25 protein-coding genes are annotated in these 25,807 nt (G+C 50.9%); 20 read left to right on the top strand and 5 right to left on the bottom strand.

Annotated features, from left to right (window positions below; all coding sequences use genetic code 11):
- The first annotated feature begins 17 nt into the window (after window positions 1-17).
- The 6 genes from KF839_RS14820 (at window position 18) to KF839_RS00215 (ending at window position 7,202) form a co-directional block, all read left to right on the top strand.
- Entirely contained in the window at window positions 18-614 is a 597-nt protein-coding gene (locus KF839_RS14820) for a DNA methyltransferase (protein WP_416362337.1), read from the top strand.
- The gene (locus KF839_RS14815) at window positions 566-799 is read left to right on the top strand and encodes a hypothetical protein (protein WP_416362336.1); all 234 of its coding nucleotides are present in this window, start codon (window positions 566-568) and stop codon (window positions 797-799) included. The genes KF839_RS14820 and KF839_RS14815 overlap by 49 nt, the downstream gene beginning before the upstream one ends.
- On the top strand, window positions 799-1,830 hold the full coding sequence (locus tag KF839_RS00230) for a virulence RhuM family protein (RefSeq protein WP_292915800.1): 1,032 nt from the start codon (window positions 799-801) through the stop codon (window positions 1,828-1,830). Before KF839_RS14815 ends, KF839_RS00230 begins: the two co-directional genes overlap by 1 nt.
- 3 nt (window positions 1,831-1,833) lie before the next feature.
- Window positions 1,834-4,557 (top strand): DEAD/DEAH box helicase, encoded by a 2,724-nt coding sequence (locus tag KF839_RS00225; protein WP_292915799.1) that lies wholly within the window; start codon window positions 1,834-1,836, stop codon window positions 4,555-4,557.
- A gap of 124 nt (window positions 4,558-4,681) precedes the next feature.
- Window positions 4,682-6,088 (top strand): Fic family protein, encoded by a 1,407-nt coding sequence (locus KF839_RS00220; protein WP_292915798.1) that lies wholly within the window; start codon window positions 4,682-4,684, stop codon window positions 6,086-6,088.
- A 46-nt stretch (window positions 6,089-6,134) separates the two neighbouring features.
- The gene (locus tag KF839_RS00215; protein ID WP_292915797.1) at window positions 6,135-7,202 is read left to right on the top strand and encodes a hypothetical protein; all 1,068 of its coding nucleotides are present in this window, start codon (window positions 6,135-6,137) and stop codon (window positions 7,200-7,202) included.
- Between the two features lie 54 nt (window positions 7,203-7,256).
- Here KF839_RS00215 and typA read toward each other — a convergent pair whose 3' ends face one another.
- The gene (typA, locus tag KF839_RS00210; protein ID WP_292915796.1) at window positions 7,257-9,071 is read right to left on the bottom strand and encodes a translational GTPase TypA; all 1,815 of its coding nucleotides are present in this window, start codon (window positions 9,069-9,071) and stop codon (window positions 7,257-7,259) included.
- 76 nt (window positions 9,072-9,147) lie between these two features.
- Here typA and KF839_RS00205 point away from each other — a divergent pair, with 76 nt between their 5' ends.
- Window positions 9,148-10,167 (top strand): ornithine cyclodeaminase family protein, encoded by a 1,020-nt coding sequence (locus KF839_RS00205; protein ID WP_292915795.1) that lies wholly within the window; start codon window positions 9,148-9,150, stop codon window positions 10,165-10,167.
- Window positions 10,168-10,181: 14 nt separating this feature from the next.
- Here the strand turns inward: KF839_RS00205 and KF839_RS00200 are convergent, their stop codons facing one another.
- The gene (locus KF839_RS00200) at window positions 10,182-10,379 is read right to left on the bottom strand and encodes a hypothetical protein (RefSeq protein WP_292915794.1); all 198 of its coding nucleotides are present in this window, start codon (window positions 10,377-10,379) and stop codon (window positions 10,182-10,184) included.
- 266 nt (window positions 10,380-10,645) lie between these two features.
- On the opposite strand from KF839_RS00200, the gene cutA reads away from it, so the two are divergent.
- From cutA to KF839_RS00160, 8 genes are all read left to right on the top strand, one after another.
- Window positions 10,646-10,969, top strand: a complete 324-nt coding sequence (cutA, locus tag KF839_RS00195) for a divalent-cation tolerance protein CutA (RefSeq protein WP_292915793.1) — start codon at window positions 10,646-10,648, stop codon at window positions 10,967-10,969.
- 16 nt (window positions 10,970-10,985) lie between these two features.
- Entirely contained in the window at window positions 10,986-12,914 is a 1,929-nt protein-coding gene (dsbD, locus tag KF839_RS00190) for a protein-disulfide reductase DsbD (RefSeq protein WP_292915792.1), read from the top strand.
- A gap of 61 nt (window positions 12,915-12,975) precedes the next feature.
- Window positions 12,976-13,560: a TlpA family protein disulfide reductase gene (locus KF839_RS00185; protein WP_292915791.1), complete on the top strand. Its 585-nt coding sequence runs from the start codon at window positions 12,976-12,978 to the stop codon at window positions 13,558-13,560.
- A gap of 283 nt (window positions 13,561-13,843) precedes the next feature.
- Window positions 13,844-14,179, top strand: coding sequence for a BON domain-containing protein (locus KF839_RS00180; RefSeq protein WP_292915790.1), 336 nt, complete (start codon window positions 13,844-13,846; stop codon window positions 14,177-14,179).
- Between the two features lie 128 nt (window positions 14,180-14,307).
- A complete protein-coding gene (locus KF839_RS00175) occupies window positions 14,308-14,679 on the top strand; it encodes a DUF2784 domain-containing protein (protein ID WP_292915789.1) in 372 nt (123 codons plus the stop codon).
- Window positions 14,680-14,748: 69 nt separating this feature from the next.
- Window positions 14,749-15,663: a carbohydrate kinase family protein gene (locus KF839_RS00170; RefSeq protein WP_292915788.1), complete on the top strand. Its 915-nt coding sequence runs from the start codon at window positions 14,749-14,751 to the stop codon at window positions 15,661-15,663.
- Window positions 15,660-17,828, top strand: a complete 2,169-nt coding sequence (locus KF839_RS00165; protein ID WP_292915787.1) for an HAD-IIB family hydrolase — start codon at window positions 15,660-15,662, stop codon at window positions 17,826-17,828. Before KF839_RS00170 ends, KF839_RS00165 begins: the two co-directional genes overlap by 4 nt.
- 14 nt (window positions 17,829-17,842) lie before the next feature.
- The gene (locus tag KF839_RS00160; protein ID WP_292915786.1) at window positions 17,843-19,795 is read left to right on the top strand and encodes an amylosucrase; all 1,953 of its coding nucleotides are present in this window, start codon (window positions 17,843-17,845) and stop codon (window positions 19,793-19,795) included.
- A gap of 140 nt (window positions 19,796-19,935) precedes the next feature.
- On the opposite strand, the gene ttcA is transcribed toward KF839_RS00160, so the two are convergent.
- Window positions 19,936-20,865 (bottom strand): tRNA 2-thiocytidine(32) synthetase TtcA, encoded by a 930-nt coding sequence (ttcA, locus tag KF839_RS00155; RefSeq protein WP_292915785.1) that lies wholly within the window; start codon window positions 20,863-20,865, stop codon window positions 19,936-19,938.
- A 159-nt stretch (window positions 20,866-21,024) separates the two neighbouring features.
- Between ttcA and KF839_RS00150 the strand changes: the two genes are divergently transcribed.
- From KF839_RS00150 to KF839_RS00140, 3 genes are read left to right on the top strand one after another with little or no spacing between them, the layout of a single operon-like run.
- Window positions 21,025-21,477: a cupredoxin domain-containing protein gene (locus KF839_RS00150; protein ID WP_292915784.1), complete on the top strand. Its 453-nt coding sequence runs from the start codon at window positions 21,025-21,027 to the stop codon at window positions 21,475-21,477.
- A complete protein-coding gene (locus KF839_RS00145) occupies window positions 21,474-22,016 on the top strand; it encodes a DUF411 domain-containing protein (RefSeq protein ID WP_292915783.1) in 543 nt (180 codons plus the stop codon). The genes KF839_RS00150 and KF839_RS00145 overlap by 4 nt, the downstream gene beginning before the upstream one ends.
- An 18-nt stretch (window positions 22,017-22,034) precedes the next feature.
- Window positions 22,035-22,499, top strand: a complete 465-nt coding sequence (locus tag KF839_RS00140) for a c-type cytochrome (RefSeq protein WP_292915782.1) — start codon at window positions 22,035-22,037, stop codon at window positions 22,497-22,499.
- A gap of 34 nt (window positions 22,500-22,533) precedes the next feature.
- On the opposite strand, the gene KF839_RS00135 is transcribed toward KF839_RS00140, so the two are convergent.
- Both KF839_RS00135 and KF839_RS00130 read right to left on the bottom strand, forming a co-directional pair.
- Window positions 22,534-22,938: a hypothetical protein gene (locus KF839_RS00135; protein WP_292915781.1), complete on the bottom strand. Its 405-nt coding sequence runs from the start codon at window positions 22,936-22,938 to the stop codon at window positions 22,534-22,536.
- Window positions 22,939-23,138: 200 nt separating this feature from the next.
- The gene (locus KF839_RS00130; protein WP_292915780.1) at window positions 23,139-23,591 is read right to left on the bottom strand and encodes a rhodanese-like domain-containing protein; all 453 of its coding nucleotides are present in this window, start codon (window positions 23,589-23,591) and stop codon (window positions 23,139-23,141) included.
- 104 nt (window positions 23,592-23,695) lie between these two features.
- Between KF839_RS00130 and KF839_RS00125 the strand changes: the two genes are divergently transcribed.
- Window positions 23,696-24,445 carry a pseudouridine synthase gene (locus KF839_RS00125; RefSeq protein ID WP_292915779.1) on the top strand — a complete coding sequence of 250 codons (750 nt, stop codon included), beginning with the start codon at window positions 23,696-23,698 and terminating at the stop codon, window positions 24,443-24,445.
- A gap of 77 nt (window positions 24,446-24,522) precedes the next feature.
- The gene (locus tag KF839_RS00120) at window positions 24,523-25,797 is read left to right on the top strand and encodes a class I SAM-dependent methyltransferase (RefSeq protein WP_292915778.1); all 1,275 of its coding nucleotides are present in this window, start codon (window positions 24,523-24,525) and stop codon (window positions 25,795-25,797) included.
- Window positions 25,798-25,807: the final 10 nt, after the last annotated feature.

The following is a 25,807-nucleotide window of genomic DNA, read 5'->3' as shown; positions in this document are numbered from 1 at the left end:
TGAGTAGCTCCTCTTTGTTGGATGACTTTATTACCCCAAAACCTGAAGGTTTGATTCAACGCGTTTTAGAAATCGCCACCAACCCCGGCGATCTCGTCCTCGATTCCTTCGCCGGTTCCGGCACCACCGGCTCGGTGGCGCACAAGATGGGCCGCCGCTGGATCATGGTCGAACTGGGCGAGCATTGCCACACGCACATCATTCCGCGCCTGAAGAAGGTCATCGACGGCGACGATCAGGGCGGTATTTCCAAAGCGGTGAACTGGCAAGGCGGCGGCGGGTTTCGCTACTACCGGCTGGCACCGACGCTGATCGTCAACGACCGCTGGGGCAATCCGGTGATCAATCCCGAGTACAACGCCGCACAGTTGGCCGAAGCGCTGGCGAAGCTGGAAGGTTTTACCTACGCGCCGTCGGAAGTTCGTGGTGGCAGCACGGCCATTCCAGCGAGCGCGATTTCATCTACGTCACCACGCAAAACCTCTCCGCCGATCAGTTGCAGGCGCTGTCCGACGAAGTCGGCGGCGAACAAAGCCTGCTGGTGTGCTGCGCCGCGTTCCGGGGTTTGGGTGCAAATGGCGCGGCGCAAGCCGCCGAGCGCTGGTCGAATCTGACGCTGAAAAAAATCCCCAAAATGGTGCTGGCGCGCTGCGAGTGGGGCCATGACGACTACAGCCTGAATGTCGCGAATCTGCCGATGGCGCAGCCTGAACCGGCCGAGCCTGCCGTGAGCCAAGGAAGACGGGCCAAGACGGATGGGCGCATCGCCGATCTGTTTGGCGATGGGGAGGAGGCGTGATGGCGAAGAAAAAGAAAGAAGTCTCCATTGTCCGCTCTTCGGCGGCGGAGTATCTGACCTTTGTGGCGGCCAGCGGCCAGGGCGGCGTGGAGACGGTCTATGCCGACGAGAATGTCTGGCTGACGCAGAAGATGATGGCCACGCTCTATGATGTGGATGTACGCACCATCAACTATCACCTAAAAAAAGTATTTGAAGACAACGAGCTGCAGCAAGATTCAGTTATCCGAAAATTTCGGATAACTGCCACCGATGGCAAGAACTATGACACCAGGCACTACAATCTGGCCGCCATCATTGCGGTGGGCTACAAGGTCAATTCCGAACGGGCGGTGCAATTTCGCAAGTGGGCCACGGGCATCGTCGAGGAATTCGCTATCAAGGGGTGGGTCATGGATGTGGAGCGCCTAAAGCAAGGCGGCTCTGTCCTGACAGATCAATACTTTGAGGAACAGCTGCAGCGTGTCCGTGAGATTCGCCTTTCGGAGCGCAAGTTCTATCAAAAAATCACGGATCTTTATGCCACGTCGATTGATTACGATGTGACTGCACAGGCCACCAAGCGATTTTTCGCCAGCGTACAGAATAAACTGCATTGGGCCATTCATGGGCAGACGGCGGCGGAAGTCATCGTTGCGCGTGCGGATGCAGAAAAGCCCAATATGGGGTTGACCACTTGGCAGGATGCGCCACGTGGAAAAATTCAGAAGTTTGACGTGGTTATCGCCAAAAATTACCTGAGCGAAAATGAAATGGCTCAACTTTCCCGGCTGGTGAACGCCTATCTGGATATGGCCGAGCTGATGGCGCAGAACAAGATGCCCATGACCATGCAGGACTGGGAAATTCGATTAAACCGATTCATTGAAATGACCGATCGTGAGGTATTACAAGATGCCGGTAAGGTCACGGCGGAAATCGCACGCGCCCATGCTGAAGCTGAGTTTGAAAAATACCGCATCGTGCAGGACCGATTGTTCGAGAGCGATTTTGACCGCATGCTGAAGCTGCTGGACAACAAGGGAGAATGAAGCATGAGTGTCCGCATCCAGAACCATATTATAGGACGCTTGTCGCTCCGCCCGCCGCAGGCCGAATCGCTGGCCAAATTAAAACAGGCATTGGATGCCGCGCCGGAAATGTTGACGCAGGAGCGCAATGTTCCGGCGGTACTGGCGACGCTCAAGGCGCAGTTCCCCAAGCTGGAAGACTTCGAGCGCGAGTTTCCCTCGCTTTGCTTTGCAATGGCGACCGGTGTGGGCAAGACGCGGTTGATGGGGGCTTTTATCGCTTATCTGCATCTGGCGCACGGCATCAATAACTTCTTCGTGCTCGCGCCCAATCTTACGATCTACAACAAGCTGATTACGGATTTCACGCCGAATACACCGAAATACGTGTTCAAGGGCATCGGTGAATTTGCCATCCATGCGCCGCGTGTCATTACCGGCGACAACTACGATCAGCAAAACATCACGGGTGGCGAGTTGCTGGGCGAAGTTCGCATCAATATTTTCAATATTTCCAAGATCACTTCCGAAGTGCGCGGCGGCCGCGAACCGCGCATCAAGCGCATGAAAGAGGTATTAGGCGATAGCTACTTCAATCATCTCGCCAATTTGCCGGATCTGGTGCTGTTGATGGACGAATCGCACCGCTATCGCGCGCAAGCCGGGATGCGGGCGATCAATGAATTACAGCCTTTGTTCGGACTGGAGGTCACGGCGACGCCGTTCGTGGAGGCAAACCCAAAGCCGATTCCGTTCAAGAATGTGGTCATGGACTATCCGCTGGCACTGGCGATGGAAGACGGTTTTGTCAAGGAGCCTGCCGTTGTCACGCAGCGTAATTTTGATGCGAAAGCACACACGCCCGAGGAAATCGAGAAAACCAAGCTGGAAGACGGCGTGCGTCTGCACGAAACAACAAAAGTTGAGCTGCTGACCTATGCCCGGGAAAACGGTGTTGCGCCGGTCAAGCCCTTCATGCTGGTGATTGCACGCGATACCACGCACGCGGGGCAACTCCGGGAATTGATTGAAGAGCGATTATACGAAGGGAGATATCAGGGCAAGGTGATTCAGGTCGATTCCAGCCGCTCAGGCAGCGAAGAGGAGGAAATGATCGCTCGTTTGCTCGCGGTCGAGAGTGTGGACGAGCCGACCGAGATTGTGATTCACGTCAACATGCTCAAGGAGGGCTGGGACGTGACCAATCTTTACACCATTGTGCCGCTGCGCGCCGCTAATGCCCGCACGCTGATCGAGCAATCCATCGGCCGGGGTTTGCGGTTGCCTTACGGCAAGCGTACTGGTGTGGCGGCGGTGGATCGCCTGAACATCGTCGCACACGACAAGTTTCAGGAGATTATCGACGAAGCCAATCGGGGCGATTCACCGATTCGCTTGAAGCATCTCATTCTCGATGCGCCTTCGGCTTTCGACAAGAAAGTGAGCGTGCAGGTTGAATCGGGAGCCGCAACTTGCCTCGGTCTGACGGACGCGCCGGTTATGCAGACGGGTGCATCAGGTGCTGATAATGAATCGGCAGCCGTTGCCGTGCCGGAGCCGGTGTTTACCACCGAGGCAGAAAAGCAGGCCGCACGCATGGTCATGGACGTGATCGGCAAGTACGAGGTCAAGCGCGATTGGGTACCCACCAGTAGCGCACTGCTGAAGCCCGAGGTGCAAAAGGAAATTCTGGCGGAGGTGGTTGAGCGGCTGAAACCCGTGCAAGGCGATTTGTTGGCGGGCGTGGATGAATCGGCTCCAGCACTCGATCTATCGGATGTGGTGGCAAAAACCGCTGCAATCGTGGTGCAACAAACCATCGACATTCCGCGCATCGCCGTGGTGCCGACTGGCGAAGTCACCACGGGTTTTCATCCGTTTGCGCTCGATGTCAGCCAGCTTCACTTGCAGCCTGGTGAGCGCGAGATCGTCGGTCAAATGCTGCGCACCAACGAGCAATTCACCTTAGCCGCAGAAGCCGGACTGAAGGAGCAGCGGCTGGAGGATTATATCGTTCATGCCCTGGTGGATTTAGATGATATCGACTACTTCATCCACGCCGATCTTCTTTATGATCTTGCAGGCCAGATGGTTCAGCATTTGCGCGGTTATCTCTCGGAGGGAGAGACTATAAACGTACTGGATCGTGACCGTCGTCTGATCGCACGCGAAATCCACGCGCAAATGATGGCTCACTTTTGGGAGCAGGCAACGGAGTATGAGGTGCAGGTCAGCCGCGGTTTTACCGGGCTTAAACCGTGCAACTACACGGCTACAGCTGGTCAGATGGCTCATCACTTCCGGGAGACGGTGCTTGATGTCAGCCGCATCAAGCAGATGCTGTTCGGCGGTTTCACGCGCTGTTTGTATCCGCTGCAGAAATTCGATTCGGATACCGAGCGCCGCTTTGCCATTATTCTGGAACGTGACGCTCTCAAGTGGATTAAACCGGCGAAGGGGCAGTTCCAGATCTACTACAAACTGGGTTCCGAGCAACCGGAATACATTCCCGATTTCGTCGCCGAAACCGATTCGGCAATTTTCATGGTGGAAACCAAAGCGCGTAACGATATCGATACTCAGGAAGTGCAAGCCAAGGCGGCAGCGGCTATGCGCTGGTGCAAGTACGCATCGGATTATGCCGCAACGGTTGGCAATAAACCCTGGAAGTATTTGCTGGTTCCGCACGATGAGATTACCGAATCAAAACGCCTGAGCGATTTCTTGCGCTTTGAAGTGAAGTGCTAAAGTTAGTCTTGCTGGGGATATCATGCCGATTCATAGCGTTTATTGGCGCAAATTTTGACAAATCGCGCCAATAAAGTTAATCTTTTGGCGTAATAATTTCTCTATCGCGCCAAATAATCTTGTTATGCCCAAAAAACTGACTGATGATCTGAACGAGCGGATCGAAGCCGAGATTGTCCGGCACATCGAAGGCGTTGGTATCGACGCGCTGCATGCGGCATTGGCAGAGATAGTCAGCCGCCGTACGTTGCAGCGCCGTCTTGCAAACTTGACCGATCTGAAAAGGGTATTTGTTTCCGGTAAAGGCCCGAGTCTGCGTTACCGCCAATCCCAAATAATCTACGCCCGGACACATGAACCGGCTTTAGTCGCAGCCTCGCCGGGCACCGAGGTTGATACCCCGGTATCGCCGGAAGGGAAAGAGATCCGGCGTTATGTGCGTCAGCCTCGGCAACAGCGGGCGCCGGTCAGTTACAAGCAGTCTTTCCTGGAGCAATATACCCCGAACAGTACCGCCTATCTCTCCGAATCCCTGCGCACGCAACTGCACAATCTCGGCCGTCCGTCCGTGACGGCGGCTGACGATGCTCCGGCGGGTACTTTTGCCCGCGACATTCTCAATCGCTTGTTGATTGATCTTTCCTGGGCCTCGTCGCAACTGGAGGGCAACACCTATTCGCGGCTCGATACCGAACGCCTCATCGAATACGGGCAAGCCGCCGCCGGTAAGGATGCGCTGGAAACCCAGATGATCCTCAATCACAAGGTGGCGATTGAATATCTGGTGCGCGATACCGAGCATGTGGGTGTTAATCCGGAAACCGTCATTGCGCTGCATGCCTTTTTGTCGGATGGTCTCATGCCCGATCCCGCAACTTGCGGCCGCCTCCGTAGCCGGCCGGTTGAAATCGGTGGCAGTGTTTATCTGCCGATTGCTCTGCCTCAGCGTATCGAAGAGTTATTCGGCGTCGTTATCGAGATGGCGGCCGAAATTCTTGATCCCTTTGAGCAAGCTTTCTTCCTGATGGTGCATCTGCCCTACCTGCAACCGTTTGAGGATGTCAATAAACGCGTTTCCCGGCTGGCTGCCAACATTCCCTTTATCCGGCATAACTTCTCGCCGCTGTCTTTCATCGACGTCGCCGCGAAGGATTACATCGAAGCCCTGCTCGGCGTCTATGAACTCAATCGCGTGGAATTGCTACGCGATATCTTCGTGCGTGCCTACGAGCGTTCCTGCCAGCAATACGTCGCCGTGCGCCAGCAGCTGGTGCCGCCGGACGCTGTGCGCCTGCGCTATCGCACCCAGTTGTCAGCACTTGTTGCAGCTATTGTCCGTGGTGGCGCTAAAGCCGACTTAGCAGCGATCCGCGCCCAAGTACCCGGTACCGTGGCCGAAGCCGATCATGAGCGTTTTGTCGCGCTGGTGATGGAGGAATTTCAGAATCTTCATTCCGGTAATGTCATCCGATTCGGTCTGCGGCCGTTGGAATTTGCGGCATGGCAGGAAAAGAATAGCGGTAGAAATTGAATTGCAATAACAAACACACCAGCCTATTCTTGTAAAAGCATGTTCGTTGAAACAAGGAGGTCAAGTAATGAAAAAGCATTTTATCAATCTAAAACTTTTATCCGTGCCGCTGGCATTTGTTGTGACGCAGGGTGTTTCCCATGCCATGCCCGGTATGCACGGTTCCGGGAGCGGAGCTGCGACGGAGCATCCGCGGGTGTCGAACAGCATCGCTGGGAAAATCAATTCGACCGGTTCGGAGATGGAGATTACCTACAGCGTCGATGGCAAGACCGCGATTTTTGTGTCGACGCGCGAGGGCAGTATCCAGTCGCCCGGTGGTAATTACAGTTTCGATATCTGGATGTCGCGCCTGGTCGATGGCGAATGGCAGGAGCCGGTTCATTTGGGGCCGGGCATCGATCCCAAAATGGGGCCGAACATCAATACTTCGGCGTGGGAGTTGGAGCCGAGCTTTTCCGACGACGGCAATGTGATTTATTTCACGCGCTACGAGCCGGGCAATATGTTGTCCGGCGATTTGTACGTGGTGCAGAAAGTCGATGGTGTGTGGCAGGAGGCCAAAAACTGGAACGACGTGCCGGAACTGCCGAACATCAACACGACGACCGGCGAGGAACATTGTCCGATTATCGCGTCCGACAGCTTGATTTATTTCAGCTACCACCAGCCCGGCGTGACCCAGGACAGCGATATCTGGAAGGTCGAGAAAAAGGACGGCGTGTGGCAGAAACCCGAAAGTTTGGGTCCGAAAATCAACTCGCCGCACCGTGACCATATGCATTGGACCGGATTGTCGAAAGACGGCAAAAGCCTGATCATCACCAGCACGCGGCCGGATTTGGGTTCGCGCGGCGGGCACGACGAGTGGATTTCACAGCAAAATGCCGATGGCGAATGGCAGCAGCCGGTGAATCTCGGCGATGCGGTCAATACCGGCGGCGAGGATATGTGTTGGACGTTCACGCCGGACGGTAAGCAATTTACCGGTAGTTGGGGGCCGCATGGCACCTACGATATGGATATCCGTTCGATTAATAAAAGAGATGTGCCATTGCTGAAGGATTTCGAGCCGATGGGATTGCCGCCTAATTTGCTGAAGAGCAGCAGGTAAGAGCTTAATGCGCCGGTAGAGTTGATACCGGCGCAGTTGTTTGAAGATCAGCGATTACGCTGCTGCGCGTGAAGCGCGTTTACGTTCGTGTTCCAGCAAGTAGCGTTTGCGGATGCGGATGGTTTTCGGGGTGATTTCCACCAATTCGTCGTCGGCGATAAATTCAATCGCGGATTCCAGCGTGAGTTGAATCGGCGGGATTAATGTCACCGCTTCATCGGTTCCCGAGGCGCGGATGTTGGTCAGTTGCTTGCCCTTGATCGGATTTACGACCAGATCGTTATCGCGGGTATGGATGCCGATCACCATGCCTTCATAGAGACGGTCACCGGGGCTGACGAACATGCGGCCGCGGTCTTGCAGTTTCCACAGCGCATAGGCGACGGCTTCACCTTGTTCGGCGGAAATCAGCACACCGTTTCTGCGCGGCGGAATTTCCGGGCGCATCGGCGCGAATTCGTCGAATACGTGACTCATCAGACCGGTGCCGCGCGTCATGGTCATGAATTCCGATTGGAAACCGATCAAGCCGCGCGCCGGGATGCGGTAGTCGAGTCGCACGCGCCCTTTGGCATCCGATACCATATCTTGCAAATCGCCGCGGCGCGCGCCTAATGCTTCCATCACCGCGCCTTGATTGGCTTCGTCAACGTCGACGGTAAGCATTTCAAACGGCTCGCATTTGACACCGTCGATTTCGCGGATCACGACGTGCGGACGAGAAACAGCCAGTTCATAGCCTTCACGGCGCATGTTTTCCAGCAGAATAGTCAGGTGCAATTCGCCGCGGCCGGAAATCAGGAATGAATCGGTTTCGCTGGTATCTTCCATGCGTAATGCAACATTGGTCAGCAATTCTTTTTCCAGGCGTTCGCGCAATTGGCGGCTGGTGACGAATTTACCTTCCTGCCCGGCAAACGGCGAGGTGTTGACCTGGAACGTCATGGTCAGGGTCGGCTCGTCGACCGCCAGCATCGGCAGCGCTTCGGGTTGGTCGACATCGGCCAGCGTGGCGCCGATGCTCAGTTCTTCCACGCCGTTGATCAAGACAATATCGCCCGCCAACGCTTCTTTCATTTGTATCCGTTCCAGACCGCGGAAACCGAGCACTTGATTGACTTTGGCTTTTTTCGGCGGCTTGTCGCCCGCGAGCACCATCACTTCCTGACCGGCTTTCAGCTTGCCGCGATGAATGCGGCCAATGCCGATGCGTCCGACGAAGCTGGAATAATCCAATGCGCTGATCTGCAGTTGCAGCGGTTCATCGGGATTGCCGGTGGGTGCGGGCACATGGTTGAGAATGGTATCGAACAGCGGGCGCATGTCCGGGCTGGATTTATCCGGATCCAGCGTGGCAAAGCCATTCAACGCGGAAGCGTATACGACCGGAAAATCGAGCTGTTCATCGCTGGCGCCGAGTTTGTCGAACAAATCAAAGGTTTGATCGACTACCCAACCGGCGCGCGCGCCAGGCCGGTCGATCTTGTTGATCACCACAATCGGGCGTAAGCCTTGCGCCAGCGCTTTTTTGGTCACAAACCGGGTTTGCGGCATCGGACCTTCCACTGCATCGACCAACAGCAGCACACCGTCGACCATCGATAATACGCGCTCCACTTCACCACCGAAATCGGCGTGACCCGGGGTATCGACGATGTTGATATGAACGCCCTCGTAGTCGATGGCGCAATTCTTGGCTAAAATGGTGATGCCGCGCTCGCGCTCAATATCGTTGGAATCCATCACGCGCTCGGAAACTTGCTGATGCGCGGCAAAGGTGCCGGCTTGATGCAGGAGCTTGTCAACCATCGTGGTTTTACCGTGATCGACGTGTGCGATGATGGCGATATTGCGGATCGAACGAGACATAAATAATTCCTCAAAAAAATAAGCTGTTAGTTGTGCCAATGGGGGCGATATTATAGCAGCCGATGGTTAAAATACGATGACAAATTTTCAAAAACCTGGAAATTCGCCGGGAATCTTGCATGAATCCGGCAATAAATCGCGCGATTCAACGCCGTGCTTTTTATCGGCAGATTCTTTGCAATCCTTGCAATTAATCCCCCAAGAAATTACCGCCAGTATTGAACGTTTGCTACGGGCGCGCAGCCGTCAACAGGCTTGGAATGCACCCAAAGCAGTCATTACGCCGCCCGATAACCGCTATATGATGGCGACATTGGCGGCTGCCGACGATCCGCCGTTTTTAGCCGTCAAGGCATTGGTACTGAATCCGGATAATCCGCAACAAGGCTTACCGAGCATTAATTCGCTGGTAACATTGCTCGATAGCCGCAGCGGTTTGCCGCTGGCGGTAATCGACGGCAATTGGATTACTGCGGTGCGAACTGCCGGGTTGAGTGCGGTCGCAGCCAAACGGCTGGCTCGCACGGATGCTTGCGTCGCGGCGTTTATCGGTTGCGGCATACAGGCGCATAGCCATTTGCAAGCATTTGCCGCATTGTTTCCGTTAAGCAGCGTTCGCGCCTATGCACGCGGGCCGAGCCGCGATCGTTTTTGCCAATATGCCGAAAATATGGGGTTGACCGCAATGGCTTGTCAAACCGCCGAAGCAGCGATCCGCGGTGCGGATTTAATCGTTACGTCGGTGACCTTGTCGCCGCAATTGGTTCCGTTTCTCGATGCACACTGGTTGGAACCCGGTGCATTTGTGACAATGACCGATCTGGCGGCGCCGTGGCTGAAAGACAGTATGCCGATGCTGGATCGCATCATTGTCGACGATCTGGAACAAGAAGCCAGTATGCCTGTGCCGCTGGTCGATCCGGCGCTGGTGTGCGGTGATCTGACCGGTTTGATGATAGACACCGCGTTGGTTCGTCAAAATGCCAGTGAGCGGATTGCGTTCGTATTTCGCGGTTTGGCGCTGGGAGATCTGGCTGTGGCTGGTTTGGCTTATCAGCGTGCTTGTGAGCGTGTGCCGGATGAATCGGCAGAGTAATTACCGGCCGGAGATTATTCCTTGTTAGTTTCCGCGCCGGTCATCAGGAATTTAACCAGCAGCGCGAAAATCAGCGGAACCATGCTCAAGCCGGTGACCATATAATGTTCGGTGGTGAATTGATCGCCTTCGTCCATGATGATGTAACCGAAGAAGATGGTGACCGGGGTAAGAATTGCCAGCACGATGACTAATCTGAATAATCCTTTCATGGTATTTTTCCTTTCATACAATAATTTTTAGAGATGCTTTAATTTGAGTATATGCCGATTGCAGTCATGAACAAAACCCCGTCTGTCCATCGAAGTGCTATCAGGTCGTTGAAAAGCTATCTGCGCGCCGCTACGGTGTTGCGCATTTATTACGCATAAACTGCGCTTTTCGTCTGGTTTTGCTTTGTTATAGGCTGTCTCGAAAACGTTTTTCAACGGCCTGATAAGCAAGGTAAAATAAAACCTTTGATGCAACAATATTACGAATGGAATCCGTATTGATCATTTCCAATTTTCCCGATCACGAAAGTGCCGATGCATTGGCGAAAGCTTTGCTTGATCAGCATTTGGCAGCTTGTGTCAATCTCTTAAGTCCTTGTACATCGGTTTACCGCTGGCAGGATAACATCGAGTCGGCGGCGGAAATTCCGGTTCTGATCAAAACCCGCCGCCAGCATTATGACCGGGTTGAACAGTTGATCAAGATGATGCATCCTTATGAACTTCCTGAAGTGATTATGGTTCCTATAGTGGGCGGATTACCTGCCTATCTGCAGTGGGTAGCCGATGAAACTCACCGATCAGACTAAATATTACAGAATACCGATGCGATTAATTCAATTTTTGTTGTTGTTATTTTTAATATCCTGTCCGCAAGCGTTTGCGCAGGAAGGCAGCTCTTTCAGCATATTCCAGAAATTACAGGGGTTGGGCATCAACCTCGGGCAGAACAATCCGCAAGAACTGCTGCCGCCGGACGAAGCGTTCAAAATATCCGTGGAAGTGCGCGACGGCCAAACGTTGATTGCCCATCTGACACCGGCGAAGGATTATTATCTATATCGCGACAAGATTACTTTCGAGCCGAAACAGGAAGGCTTAACCATCGAAAAAGTGACGTTGCCGCCGGGTCAAATGAAAGATGACATGACCTTTGGGCAAATGGAAGTTTATTTCAACCCGATACAAGCGATCATTTCGTTGAAGCGCACCGATTCCGCCAGCGAGCAGCCGCTGACGCTGGAAGCTGGTTATCAGGGTTGCAACGAACCGGTCGGCGTGTGTTACGCACCGATTCATAAAGTTATCGAATTGACGCTGCCGGCAGTCGCCGCGGCTATCGGTGCCGTTGCCGATGCGGTCAGCAATCCGGCGGTTGCTGCCGACGCCACTGCGGAATTATTTCAAATGCCATCCCGCGTGCCCGCCATCGAAACCGAGTCCTACAAAATCGAGCGGATGTTTGAAAGTGGCGATTACTGGCTGATCCTGACCGGGTTTTTCGGCATTGGTTTGCTGTTGTCGTTTACACCGTGCGTGTTTCCAATGTTTCCGATATTGTCGGGGATTATTGCCAATCGCGGCAAACATATGACCAAGCGGCACGGCTTTATTCTGGCGCTGGCTTATGTGCTCGGTATGGCGATTACCTATGCCATCGCCGGTGTGGCAGCCGGATTGTCAGGCGCAATGTTATCCGCTGCATTGCAGAACGCTTGGGTCTTGGGTACGTTTGCGGTGATTTTTGTGTTGCTGTCGTTTTCGATGTTCGGTTTTTATGAATTGCAATTGCCGGGTGCATTGCAAACCAAATTGTCCGAGGAAGCCGGGCATCTGAAAGGCGGGCATTTGACCAGTGTGTTCGGTATGGGCGCGTTATCCGCTTTGATCGTTGGGCCTTGCGTTGCGGCCCCGCTTGCAGGCGCGTTGCTTTACATTAGTCAAACCCGCGATGTCATGCTGGGAGGTTCGGCGTTGTTTGTCATGGCACTCGGTATGGGTGTGCCGTTGCTGCTGCTCGGTACATCGGCCGGTGCATTGCTGCCCAAGGCCGGGTCGTGGATGGAATCCATCAAGCGCTTTTTCGGCGTGCTGCTATTGGCGGTCGCGCTCTGGATTGTCTCGCCGGTTATCAACGATGTCGTGTATATGTCGCTTTGGGCGGCGTTGTTGATCATTTCGGCGATCTATTTACATGCAATCGATCCGTTACCGGAGAGAGCGACAGGGTTGCAGAAATTTCTTAAAGGCATCGGCGTGATCGCATTGCTGATCGGTGTTGCAATGCTGATCGGCGTGTTATCAGGCAGCCGCGATGTTTTGCAGCCGCTTTCCAAAATCGGTATAGCCGGTAGCGGCGGAAATACTGCGGAAATGACAGCGGCGGCTTATCCGTCATTACCGTTTCAACGGGTAAAAAGCCTCGCGGAGCTTGATGAGCAGATTGAGCGTTCCAAAAATAAATATGTTATGGTGCGGTTTCATGCTGATTGGTGTGTTTCCTGCAAGGAAATGGATCGCTTCACTTTTTCCGATACCAAAGTCCAAGCCCGCTTGAAAGATGTGGTGTTACTGGAGGTTGATGTAACCGACGGCACGCCGGATGATATGGCGCTGCTTAAGCGATTTAAGTTGTTTGGGCCGCCGGGTATTCTTTTTATTGACCGTCAGGGACGGGATGTGCCGGACATCAAAGTCATTGGATTCCTCAACAATAACGATTTCTTGACAGTATTGAATGCGGTTCTGATTTGAGTGCACGCTCTATAAACCGCAAGCTGCTGTTCAGACAGTAAAATAATTTTAGGATGTGACGATGTCAAAATTTAAGCAGATTTTTTTGTATTTTTGTGTTGCCGTGGTTGCTTTGGGCGCAGGCTCATTTTTTCGTGCATTGTTGTCGGATGTGTATCAAACGGAGTTGACCAGCGAAGAAAGCCAGCAAGGTGCAAAAGCGATTCTTGAAACCAGCTTGCCTGATTTGCAAGGAAAAGATCAGGCGGTTTCGCAGTGGCTTGGTAAAGTCATGGTGGTAAATTTCTGGGCGACTTGGTGTACCCCATGTCGGGAGGAAATCCCGGAATTTATCGAAGCGCAAAAGAAATACGGCGATGATGGCTTGATTTTTGTCGGAATTGCCATTGATCAAGCTGACAAAGTGAAAATGTTCAGCCAGGAATTCGGGATCAATTATCCGGTTCTGATCGGGAGTTTTAATACCTGGTCATTGCTCGAGGCCACCGGAAACCGTATGTCTGCTCTGCCCTATACGGTGGTTCTGAACCGCTCCGGCGAGATTGTCGAAACCTATTTAGGGCGTGTCAGCTTGAAAAAATTGGAAAAACTGATCGCGCCGCTATTGAAAGAACAGTCGGCAACCGGACAATCGGCGCAGATCTGATAAATGTTCGAATAGGAAGCGGATTTCATAATGGTAACCATTGTCTCTGCCGGAATGAATCATGTAATATGTTTGTCAGGAATGAAATGCATCGAACGTTAGCCATACATGCGAGCCGCTCTATCCTTGCAATACCTCGCGCATTCTGATGTTTGCAAATACTTACCTAAGGATTCAAAAGCTTTTGATTTTTATTGTATAAGGTACTGAAGGTAGGAGAGCAAGGGGTTAATCGCAATGTGATGGGGGGTTTTTTCCGGTAATCGTTTGGGAGAACCTTATCATGACACAGCGTACGGCTAATAATTGTTTCATCGTTTTATTCTTGTTGTTCCAAGTGCTTTTTTCCCTTGGCTGCACATCGGCTCAAAAATATGAGGGCAGCCGCGAACAATTCGACGATATCGTCATTACCACCAAAGTGCATGAGGCGATTATCGACGAACCATCCTTAAGACCGTTCGATATCAATGTCAGAACCATCAAAGGCATCGTCGAACTGAGTGGTCATGTCAATTCCAGGGATGATATGGATAAAGTAATTGCAATTGCCCGCAAGGTGGAGGGTATCAAGCTGATTAAAAACGACATGCGGACTTATGGAACCGGTGATTATTGAACGCTGGATAAATTACAGTTTGCGTAAGTACGAATACCGGGAGAATTTCTTTATTTTGCTTAACGTGAAACTGACGTGACCGGCATCGGCGGCCGGATGATCGTCATCATTTAAAACGGACAAATGAAGTGACTGCCGATTTTGTTCTGATCGTTCATTTTTTGTATGTGTTGTTTGTCGTTGGCAGTTTGCCAGTTATCTGGATTGGTGCCTGGCTGAAATTTGGATTTGCCGCAAATCCATGGTTCCGCTACCTGCATCTTGCCGCTATTTTATTTGTTGTGGCCGAATCGTTGCTTGGCGTTGCTTGTCCGCTAACTGTTTGGGAAAACAATCTGCGCCAAATGGAGCCGGATGTCGGTTTCATTCAGCATTGGTTACATCGCATCATTTTTTATCAAGTGTCCGAAGTGGTGTTGACAGCGATTTATATCGCTTTTGCCGCTTTGGTGGTAATGACTTTCAAATGGATTCCGCCGAGACGCAATAATAATAATTAGTCTTCTGAAACCAAGTATTAATTGTCAATTCGATAGTTAAAACTTAATCTGACTGGATTAATCGTATTTATGACATCTATTCAAGCAGAAACAATTTTATTGTTCGGTGAGGTACTGGCAGATATATTCGAGGATCGAAAAGTGTTTGGAGGCGCGCCATTTAATGTCGCACGCCACCTGCAAGCATTTGGATTGCATCCAGTACTGATATCGCGCATTGGAAACGACGAGCTTCGCCGTGAATTACTGGCGGTGATTAAGGATGCCGGCATGGATGATTGCGGTATACAGCTTGATGCCTCTCATCCAACGGGCCAAGTGATGGTGCACATGGAAGAAGGTAAGCACCGTTTTGACATTCTGCCGGAGCAGGCGTATGACTACATCCATGCCGGCATAACGCATATGATCACTTTGGCCATGCGTCCGCAGCTGATATATTTTGGTACGCTGGCCCAACGCAGCACAAAATCCGCTCAAGCCTTGGGTGCGCTTATCCGCAGCAGCAATGCGCCGCGCTTGCTGGATATCAATTTACGTGAGCCTTGGTATGATGCGCCTACCATCGAGCGTTCTCTGAGGCGCGCAAACCTGTTAAAACTAAATTGGGAAGAGCTGGATATGCTGGCATCTTTATTCCGGTTATCCGGTAAAAATCCAGCACAAAATGCTGACGCGCTGATTAAGTGTTTCGGTTTGGATAGCGTTTTGGTCACCTGTGGTGAACAGGGCGCTTGGCAACTCGACAACGAAGGCAAAATAGAAAGTGTTAAGGGATCCGCATCTTCACAACCACTGGTGGATACGGTTGGTGCAGGCGACGGCTTTGCGTCTGTTTATATTCTGGGTTTATTGCGCGGTTGGCCGGTGACGCTGATTTTGTCGCGTGCCAATGCCTTTGCGGCCGCTCTGTGCGAAATAAGAGGAGCAATTCCAGATTCTCCGGATTTTTATGAACCGTTCATAAAGGATTGGAATATATGACGATGGACTCGGGCAACAACGAAAACCCATTGTACATTTTAATGATCAGTCCGCACGGTTTGATCAGAGGGGATAACATGGAATTGGGGCGGGATGCGGATACCGGCGGACAAACGACCTATGTGGTGGAACTGGTACGCGCGTTGGCACGCCATTGCGATGTCGGGCAAGTTGATTTGTTGACACGATTGGTTGATGATCCCGCGGTATCCCCGGATTATTCCCAGCCCATTGAAGAAATGGGTGACGGCGCGCGTATTCTGCGCTTGCCTTTCGGTCCGTCGCATTACATACGCAAGGAATTGCTGTGGCCTCATCTCGACCAGCTGGTGGATCGCAGCTTACATTTTTTGCGCCAACAGGGACGATTGCCGGATCTGATACATACGCATTACGCCGATGCAGGGTATGTAGGACAACAACTATCACTGCTCCTTGGTATACCGCAAGTGCACACGGGGCACTCGCTGGGACGTCCAAAGCAAGCGCGTTTGCTGGCAAGTGGCCGGAAAAAGCACGCGATTGAACGCCAGTTCAATTTCGAGCGCCGCATCGCGGTGGAAGAGGAGTTGCTGGTAAGCGTTAATATGGTGGTTACCAGCACGCGGCAAGAGGTTACCGAACAGTATGGCATGTACCATAATCGTGAAAGCAGCCGCTTTGTCGTAATTCCTCCAGGGACCGACATTACGCGTTTCTCGCCGCCGGGACGCAGAAAAATTAATCCTAACGTAATGCAAATGGTGGATAAATTTTTATCGGATCCGACCAAACCGATCATACTCACAATTTGCCGCCCTTCCATTCATAAGAATCTGAAAGGTCTGATCGAAGCTTATGGAGGTAATCCCGAGCTACAGAAAATGGCTAATCTGGTTATCGTTTCCGGCAACCGTGATGACATTCGTGAGCTGGATGAAGCTTCGCAGAAAGTGCTAAGGGAGCTGTTACTGGATATTGATCGTTACGATTTATGGGGACGCGTGGCCATCCCTAAACATCATTCCGCCGAGGATGTGCCGGAGCTATACCGCCTGGCTGCGCGCCGCCGCGGCGTATTTGTCAATCCGGCGCTAACGGAACCATTTGGCTTGACCTTGATTGAAACCGCCGCGAGCGGTTTGCCATTTGTCGCTACCGAAGATGGCGGGCCGCGGGATATTTTGGCGAATTGCTGCAATGGTTTGTTGGTGAATCCGTTGGATCCGGTCGCGATTGCTGCAGCATTATCCAACGTATTATCGAACAAGCAGCAATGGCGGACGTGGTCGAAGAATGGCGTCATAGGGGCGCGTCGTCACTATAGTTGGGATGCGCACGTAAGCAAATATATGAAGGAAATACGCCGGCTGCTGCATCGTGATCGCAAGCGCATGCGGCGCCAGATTTCATTCACAATGCAAGACGGCAAATCGCCCATGCCGCTGGCGCGAAGAGCCTTGATCAGCGATATAGACAACACCTTGCTTGGAAACAGAGCAGGACTGCAACAACTGATCAGCTGGTTAAAAAAACATGCGGGATCCATCGTTTTCGGTGTCGCTACCGGGCGTTCTCTGGAAAGTGCGGTGAAAGTTCTCAAGAATGCACGGGTTCCGATTCCGAATGTACTAATCACCTCGGTTGGGAGCGAAATCAATTATGGCCCCAGGCTGCAACCGGATATCGGATGGGCTAACCGCATTGCCCATCTATGGCGGCGTGATGCATTGGAACAAGTTTTGTCCGGTCAGCCTGGATTGACGCTCCAAGTTGCTGAGAATCAACGCAAATTCAAGCTCAGTTATAACGTGATATCAAAGGAAATGCCACCCCTGCAGGATTTATATCGATTGCTGCGGGAGCATCGCTTGCATGCGCGACTTATCTATTCGCATGAAAAATTTTTAGACGTATTGCCGATACGCGCCTCCAAGGGACATGCCATCCGCTATCTGGCGTGCAAATGGGGACTGGCACTGGAGAATTTTCTGGTGGTGGGTGATTCCGGCAATGACAAGGAAATGTTGCTCGGGGATACGCTGGGGATCGTGGTTGGTAACTACAGTCCAGAGCTCGAGTCGCTGCGCGACTTGGAACAAATCTATTTCGCTCAGGCTCATCAAGCCAACGGTATTCTGGAAGGGCTGGAGCATTATAACTGGCGGACTGAGCATAACGGTTAATTGTAGGTATATTTATGTATGAACAGATCTCACATTCTTTGCTCAATGACATCCTGGTTGAGGTAAAGAAAAAAACGAAGCCGCAGAATCTGCAATTTTTCTATACCCGGCTGGGGGCAAATTTCTATGCCATTTATTCGCTATTTAATACGCTTTATGGCGATCACCCGGATTTTAAGCAACACATGCTGCATCTCGTAGAAGCGCTAATGCGCCAATATATCAGCAGGCCCAGTCATCTTAAGAAAATTGATCTGGAACGGGAAAAAGATCACAACTGGTTTTTAAGTCAGAAATGGGTCGGTATGGCGCTGTACTGCAACGGATACGCCGACAACCTGAAGGATATGCTGTCTCGATTGAATTATCTGCAGGAATTGGGTGTTAATCTAGTGCATATCATGCCCATCTGCGATTGCCCCGAAGGCAAAAGTGATGGCGGCTATGCCGTAAGAGATTTTTGCAAGATTGATAGCCGTTTCGGTACTTTCGAGGATTTTGACAAATTAGTCGCTAGCCTGAAAAAACGGGACATGCTGCTCACCCTGGATGTGGTCGTCAATCATACTTCCGACCAGCACGAATGGGCTAAGAAAGCACGCGAGGGCGATAAGGCGTATCAGGACTATTATTTCACCTTCAATGACCGGTCGATTCCGGATATTTATGAAGAATCCATGCCGGAAGTATTTCCGGAAACGGCACCCGGCAACTTCACCTGGGATGAGGCGATGGGCAAATGGGTGATGACGGTGTTTAATCGCTATCAATGGGATTTAAACTACCGGAACCCGGCGGTTTTTATAGAGATGTTGAACATCATTCTATTCTGGGCCAATCGAGGCGCGGATATTCTGCGGCTTGATGCCGTGGCGTTTATGTGGAAGAAAATGGGCAGTTCTTGCCAGAATGAGCGCGAAGCGCATCTGATTTTGCAGCTGATGAAGGATTGTTGCCAAGTTACCGCTCCCGGTGTGTTGTTCATCGCGGAAGCCATCGTTGCGCCTACCGAGATAATCAAGTACTTCGGTGAAGATGCCATTAATGCTAAAGAATGCGAGATTGCCTATAACGCGACGTTTATGGCGCTGTTGTGGGATGCCGTGGCGACAAAAAAAGCGGTGTTGCTTAACAAAGGGATACAAAATATTCCTTCAAAACTTGAGCGGGCAACTTGGCTCAACTACGTGCGCTGTCATGATGATATCGGCTGGGGTTTCAGCGATGACGACATTGTTACTGCAGGGTATGAGCCGCAGTCGCATCGGCGCTTTTTAGTGGATTATTTTACCGGAAATTACGAAGGATCATTTGCGACCGGGCTTGCTTTCGGGAGAAATTCAGAGACCGGTGATGCGCGTATCTCCGGATCCCTGGCTTCACTTGCCGGGCTCCAGCGCGCACTGAAAAATAACGACCCCGATGCCATTAATACAGCCATCAAAATTATTCTCCTGTTGCACGGAATGATTCTTTCTTTCGGCGGTATTCCGATGCTTTACTACGGAGATGCTATTGGAACGCTAAACGATGATTCCTATCTGAACGATGAATCAAAAAACGATGATAGTCGCTGGATACACCGCCCGAAAATGAATTGGGAAAACGCGATGCTAAGAACGCAGCCAGGAACAGTCGAGTACAGCATCTTCAATGCGGTAAAGAAAATGATTTCTATCCGTAAGGAAATACCGGCTTTTGCGGATAGAAACAATCGGGAGTTATTGAATGTAGATAATCCTCATCTTTTTGTATTTTCACGATTTGATCAAATCAATAGCAGCTCCAGAGTTTTAGTCATTGGAAACTTTGATGATGAGTCGCAATTCTTGAATTTGTCGCCTTTGCAGCGGATGGGTTTTTTTCAGTACGATTCAATCAAAAATTTATGTAGTGGCGAATCGTTGCCAATAATGAATGAGAGTCTAATGATTCCCGCCCGGTCTTTCTATTGGTTGCAGACATAAAGGTTGTTATACGGAATGACAGGGAAGACGGCTGCCGCCAGGATACTGTAATAACCATCACTCTTCCGATACCAAGTATTGATCGAGACCTTTGTACGGTGTCATGAACGGTACGAGAATAAGGCAGATTTTTAACGCAATTATTGTGCCGTGTAGTAACCGTGCAAAGATCTGTGGTTGTTAATTTCTGAATTTTCTTCGGTATCGGGTTGCAACAGTTCCTCGATATTGGGTTCGAACGTTTCGTCATCGAAGGCGATATCGCCGTTTTCAAATGGACGGTCCTGTACTTTGAGATTTGCAAAATCATAGCGGGCGGTATCGGCCAAATGCGATAGTTGCACGTTTTGCAGGGAACGGAACATGGTTTCCAGCCGGCCCGGAAATTTTTTGTCCCATTGCTGCATCATTTCTTTAATAACCTGGCGCTGCAAATTAGGCTGCGATCCGCACAGGTTACACGGGATAATCGGAAAATCCGCAACTGCCGCGTATGACGCCAAATCTTTTTCCTTGCAATAGGCTAACGGCCGGATCACGATATGTTTGCCGTCGTCACTCACCAGTTTGGGCGGCATCGCTTTGAGTTTTCCGCCATAAAACATGTTTAAGAACAGTGTTTCCAGGATGTCGTCGCGATGATGGCCCAACGCGATTTTGGTGGCGCCCAGCTCGCCGGCAACCCGGTATAGCACGCCGCGGCGTAGCCGGGAGCATAGACTGCAGGTCGTTTTACCTTCGGCGATGACGCGTTTTACAACACTGTAGGTGTCTTGTTCTACGATGCGGAACGGCATGCCGGTGCGGGTCAGGTATTCCGGTAGTACTTGCTCGGGAAATCCGGGCTGTTTCTGATCGAGATTGACAGCAATTAATTCGAATTCCAGCGGCGCATGTGCTTGCAGATTGCGTAAGATATCCAGCAGCGCATAGCTGTCCTTGCCGCCGGACAGGCAGACCATGATCCGGTCACCGGCTTCGATCATATTGAAATCCGCGATTGCCGACCCCACTAATCTTCTTAAGCGCTTTTGTAGTTTGTTGGCATTATATTGCTGTTTTTTTTGCATGCTGTACGATAAATCTATAGAAAAAGTTTCAAAAAAGATTGCTCAAACCGATAACAGGAGCGCTGCGGATATTCGACAAACGGTTTGGAACAATTTAGCATAGCCGGATTCTAATCGGGTTTGATCGTTGGACCGAGGGTTATTTTTCAGGAGAGTTTGATGAACAGAATTATACCATTGGTAATTTTGGTCTTGTTTTCAACCAATGGCTTCTCGGCTGCAAGCCATTCCCAATTGGAACATGATTTCGGCAAGCCAGGCGATGCTGATAAAGTATCGCGTATTATTAAACTGACGCAAGTGGATAACATGTTTCTGCCGGCTGAAGTGACTGTAACGGAGGGCGAGACGGTACGGTTTGTGGTTAAGAATGGCGGAAATCACAAACATGAAATGTTGATAAGCTCAATGGCGGAACTTAAGAAAGCTGCGAATATGCGACGGATGTATCCGGATAAGGAGCACACGGAAGCCTATTTGCTGCAATTGGAACCCGGTGAGCAAAAAGAATTGGTTTGGCAATTTTCGACTGCAGGCACTGTTGATTTTGCTTGCCCGTTGCCCGGTCATTTTAAAAAGATGCGTGGAAAAATTATTGTGGAGAAGAAATGAACAAACAAATCGGTACCTTGTTAGTTGGATCGTTGATGACGGTAGGACTGTTAAGCATTGCATCGCAAGCTGCTGCTACAACGACTGTTGAGGTGTATAAAAGCCCGACGTGCGGTTGTTGTGCGAAATGGGTGGATCATATGCGGGATCATGGTTTTACGGTTAAAACGCATGATGTCGGTAATAAGGAAATTAGAAAAAAATCCGGGCTTTCCGAATCGGTCGGCTCATGCCACACGGCTTTGGTAAATGGCTATGCGATTGAAGGCCATGTGCCGGCGCCGGATATTATCCGTCTGCTAAAGGAAAAACCAAAAGCAGTCGGATTGGCAGTACCCGATATGCCGCACGGATCTCCTGGAATGGAAGGCTCGCGCAGTGATCCCTATAATGTGCTGTTGATTACCGAGCGCGATCAAACTCGTAAGGATGCAACCATCTACAACCGCTACGATCCGTATGCCAAGAAAGTAATGCAATCGGAGCCGGCTGCAACGCCGGAAGCTGGGAAAAGCGGTTCCATCATGCGCTTAAAGTAACATTGGTTTTAGACGAGCATGCGCAATAGTTTGTTGAGCGGGGTTACTGCCGCGCTATTGATGGGTTGCGGCGATACAGCACCGCCTGTATCGTTTCCTTGGAAGCAATTAAGCGATAGCAATACCGCACAGGTCGAAAGAAATTTTGATCCGGCGCAAATCCAGCGTGGCGAAAGTGTTTACAACGCCAATTGTATCGGCTGCCATGGCCCTAATGGTGCGGCGACGCCGGAGTGGCGTAAACCGGGCCCGGACGGCAAATATCCACCGCCGCCGCTGGATAGTTCAGCGCATGCTTGGCATCATTCGACGGACGTGTTGAAAAAGACGATTCTTAAAGGAACGCCCCCGGAGATTGGTTCAATGCCCGCATGGGAAGGCAAATTGACGGAACAGCAAGTCGACGATGTGATTGTTTGGATCAAATCCCTTTGGTCTGACGAGATTTATGATCTTTGGTATAAGAATTTTGAAGGTAAATAATCCGTCGATATGGAAGTAGTCACCTGATAAAGAATTATTCTTCCGGTTCTCGATTCAGAGAATCTATCTGTTCCAAAATTTGCTGCTTTTCATTTTCCAATTCTTGATAACGTGCATAAAGCCGGTCTAAATCGGCGGAATAATGATCAATGCGCGCTTTCCTTTCCTGTTGACGCTGAAACAAATCATCGTAATTAGGTATCGGAATGCTTTGTCCGGGCGTGCTGGGCAGCGGCACATTCATGGATGGCTCGGAAACATCATTACGGCGTAATTCCTGGATCATCAAAAATTGCTGATAAATTGACTGTGATTCTTGTTGCACCCGGTTTAATTCCGTTTCCAACTGACGCAACTGTCCTTGTTTGGCGGTTTTTTCCGCGTCGGCCAAAACGGGGGTAGCGATGATCAGTATTAGAAAAACAAGAATGGTTTTCATAGACATTAAGCGCTTAATAATGAATTCGGTTTTGTAAGCGTACGAGGATATTATATTTTAAATCCCGAGGGAAACACGGATTAATTGTCTGCACAAGCGATTTGTTGCGGCGGCAGCGGCGATGCCTGTTCATGCGATATCCGTCAGAATATATGTCCGGCGGACATACGCATCGTATCGGCATCCAGTTGCCGGTTTCTTCAACTTTGCACCCATGGCAGTCCCGCCGCTTTCCAGCCGGATTCCTTGCCGCGATGACCGTGTTCGTCCTTATCGCCTTCAAATCCTTCGAGAATGTTATAGCATTCGGCAAAATCCATATCGGTCGCCATTGCAGCCGCCTGATTTGAGCGCGCGCCACTGCGGCAGATAAATAAAACCGGCAGTGATTTATCGACTTGGCTGGTTAGTTGATCGAAAAAATGCGGATTGGGCTGCATACCGGGGTACGAACGCAGTTCGATTTCGATTGCGCCGGGAATGCGGCCAACCCAATCCAGCTCGGCGTACGAACGCACATCGACCAATTGTGCTTGCATCTGTTCTTGTAATATCCGATACGCCTCTATCGGCAGCAACGCGCCTTTGTAGGGAAGCCCCAGCTCTTTCGCGCGTTGTTGCGCCTTTTCCAAAATTGCCTCAATCGTTTCCATAGAATATCTCGCTAAGGTTGTAAAAAATGGTGCTTGGATGGCTTTATAATAGATGGTGCAGCTCTTCCAATCACCTTTTATATTCCTCGATATTATAGCGCTTCATGGAAAAAATCCGCTTATCCAAACTGATGTCGGAACAAGGCATCTGCTCGCGGCGTGAGGCCGATCGCTTTATTGAGCTCGGTTGGGTATTTGTCGACGGTGAACGGATTTCCGAACTCGGCACCAAAATTTTTCCGACACAAAAAATCACGTTGAATAAAGCGGCGCAAGCGCAGCAAACCGGGTTAATCACGATCCTGCTCAACAAGCCGGTCGGCTATGTATCCGGGCAGCCGGAACCGGGCTATCAACCCGCCGTGGTTCTGATCAAGCCGGAAAATCTGTTTACTCCAAAGCAATTGGCGCAACCGGCCAAACCGGCCAAGCGATTCCAACCTGCGCACTTGAAAAATCTGGCACCTGCCGGACGGCTCGATATCGATTCGCAAGGTTTGCTGGTGTTCACGCAGGACGGCCGCATCGCCAAGCAATTGATCGGCGAGCATTCCGGGATCGAAAAAGAATACCTGGTACGCGTCGAAGGCAGCTTACCGCCTGCCAAGCTGGCATTGCTGAATCACGGCTTGAGTCTCGACGGCCAGGCATTGAAACCGGCGCAAGTGAGCTGGCAAAACCGTGATCAGTTGCGTTTTATTCTACGTGAGGGCAAGAAACGCCAAATTCGCCGCATGTGCGAACTGGTGGGTCTTAAAGTAACCGGCTTGAAGCGCGTGCGTATCGGCAAGATTGGATTGCGCGATTTACCGGAGGGAAAGTGGCGTTATTTGCAGGATGGTGAAAATTTTTGATGTGGTAGTTTATTGCGGATGCACTGCATTTTCTTTATAACAGGGCGCCTATCACTCCTTTCATGCGGGGACAAGCAATGGACGAATCAAAGATAATTTCCGCGGTTAAGCAGCAATATGAAGCTTTACCGTATCCTCCCAGAAATCCTGACGACGAAAAAAGCCGTTTGTTGCGCACCGTGGGTGATTCGCTGAGTGAATTGAATCATTGCTGTTTCAAAGGACAAAGAAATTTCGACCGGGATTTCCGTTGCTTGGTCGCGGGCGGCGGTACCGGAGACAGTGTTATTTATCTGGCGGAACAACTGCGCGGGACTTCGGCGGAAATTGTTTACCTGGATATGTCCAAAGCATCACGCAGTATCGCCGAGCAACGCTCCGCAGTTCGCGGACTGAACAATATTACTTGGCTGACCGAATCCTTATTATCCATCCCGGAATTAGGCATTGGAAAGTTTGATTACATCAATTGTTCGGGGGTTTTGCATCATTTGAGCGATCCCGTGGAAGGCGCCCGGGCGCTTGCCAGCGCGCTCAAGGACGATGGTGCGATGTATCTGATGGTATATGCCGAATATGGCAGACACGCCGTTTATTTAATGCAGACGCTGTTTCGAGAATTGATCCCCCAGCACTTGAGCATTCAAGAAAAAGTAAACATGGCGCGCCGGATTATCGGATCATTGCCCGTGCATCATGCTTTTATCAAAGACTTGGATAAGTGGGCGAACGAGATTACCGCCAGCGGCTATGGCGATTCGGGTTTGTATGATTTATTGCTGCATAGCGTTGATCGCTGTTATAACGTCAATGAAATCTATGAACTCGCGGCGGCGGCGGATCTAAAGCTGGTGACGTTTCTTGGCAGCAGCAAGCGATATTACGATCCGGCGCATTTGGTCGCTGATGAAAATATCCGGCTGGCATGGCATGGGAAAAGCTTGCAACAACAACAATCCATTGCGGAGAAACTGTTTTCCAATCATATCAAGCATCAATGTTATCTTTCCCGGCAAGCGGCTTGTACGGCTACTTTGGACGATGAAGACAATGCGATCATGCTTGAGCACGAGCTTGCGAATCAAAATATGGCCATCCATGAAGCGATCAAACCCGGAGAAACCCTTAGCATCACATTCACGATCAACAACGAAAAAACGGTTTTTCAGTTAAGCGGCAACAAAGTCAACAAAGCCTGTTTCCGCTATATGGATGGAAAAACGCCGATTAGCAGCATCATTCGCAAAGTAAAAATGAAATGCGGCGACAGTGAGCAAAAAATCCGCTCGGAATTGCGATCCATTTTTGAAACCCTTTTTCCGATGGGTTGCATCTATCTTCAACGTCCCTGATTCGTATGTA

It is taken from the genome of Nitrosomonas sp. (genome assembly GCF_019635155.1).
GTDB lineage: Bacteria > Pseudomonadota > Gammaproteobacteria > Burkholderiales > Nitrosomonadaceae > Nitrosomonas.
The sequence above is the reverse complement of the archived record's forward strand: the minus strand, read 5'-3'. Positions and strand labels throughout refer to the sequence as shown.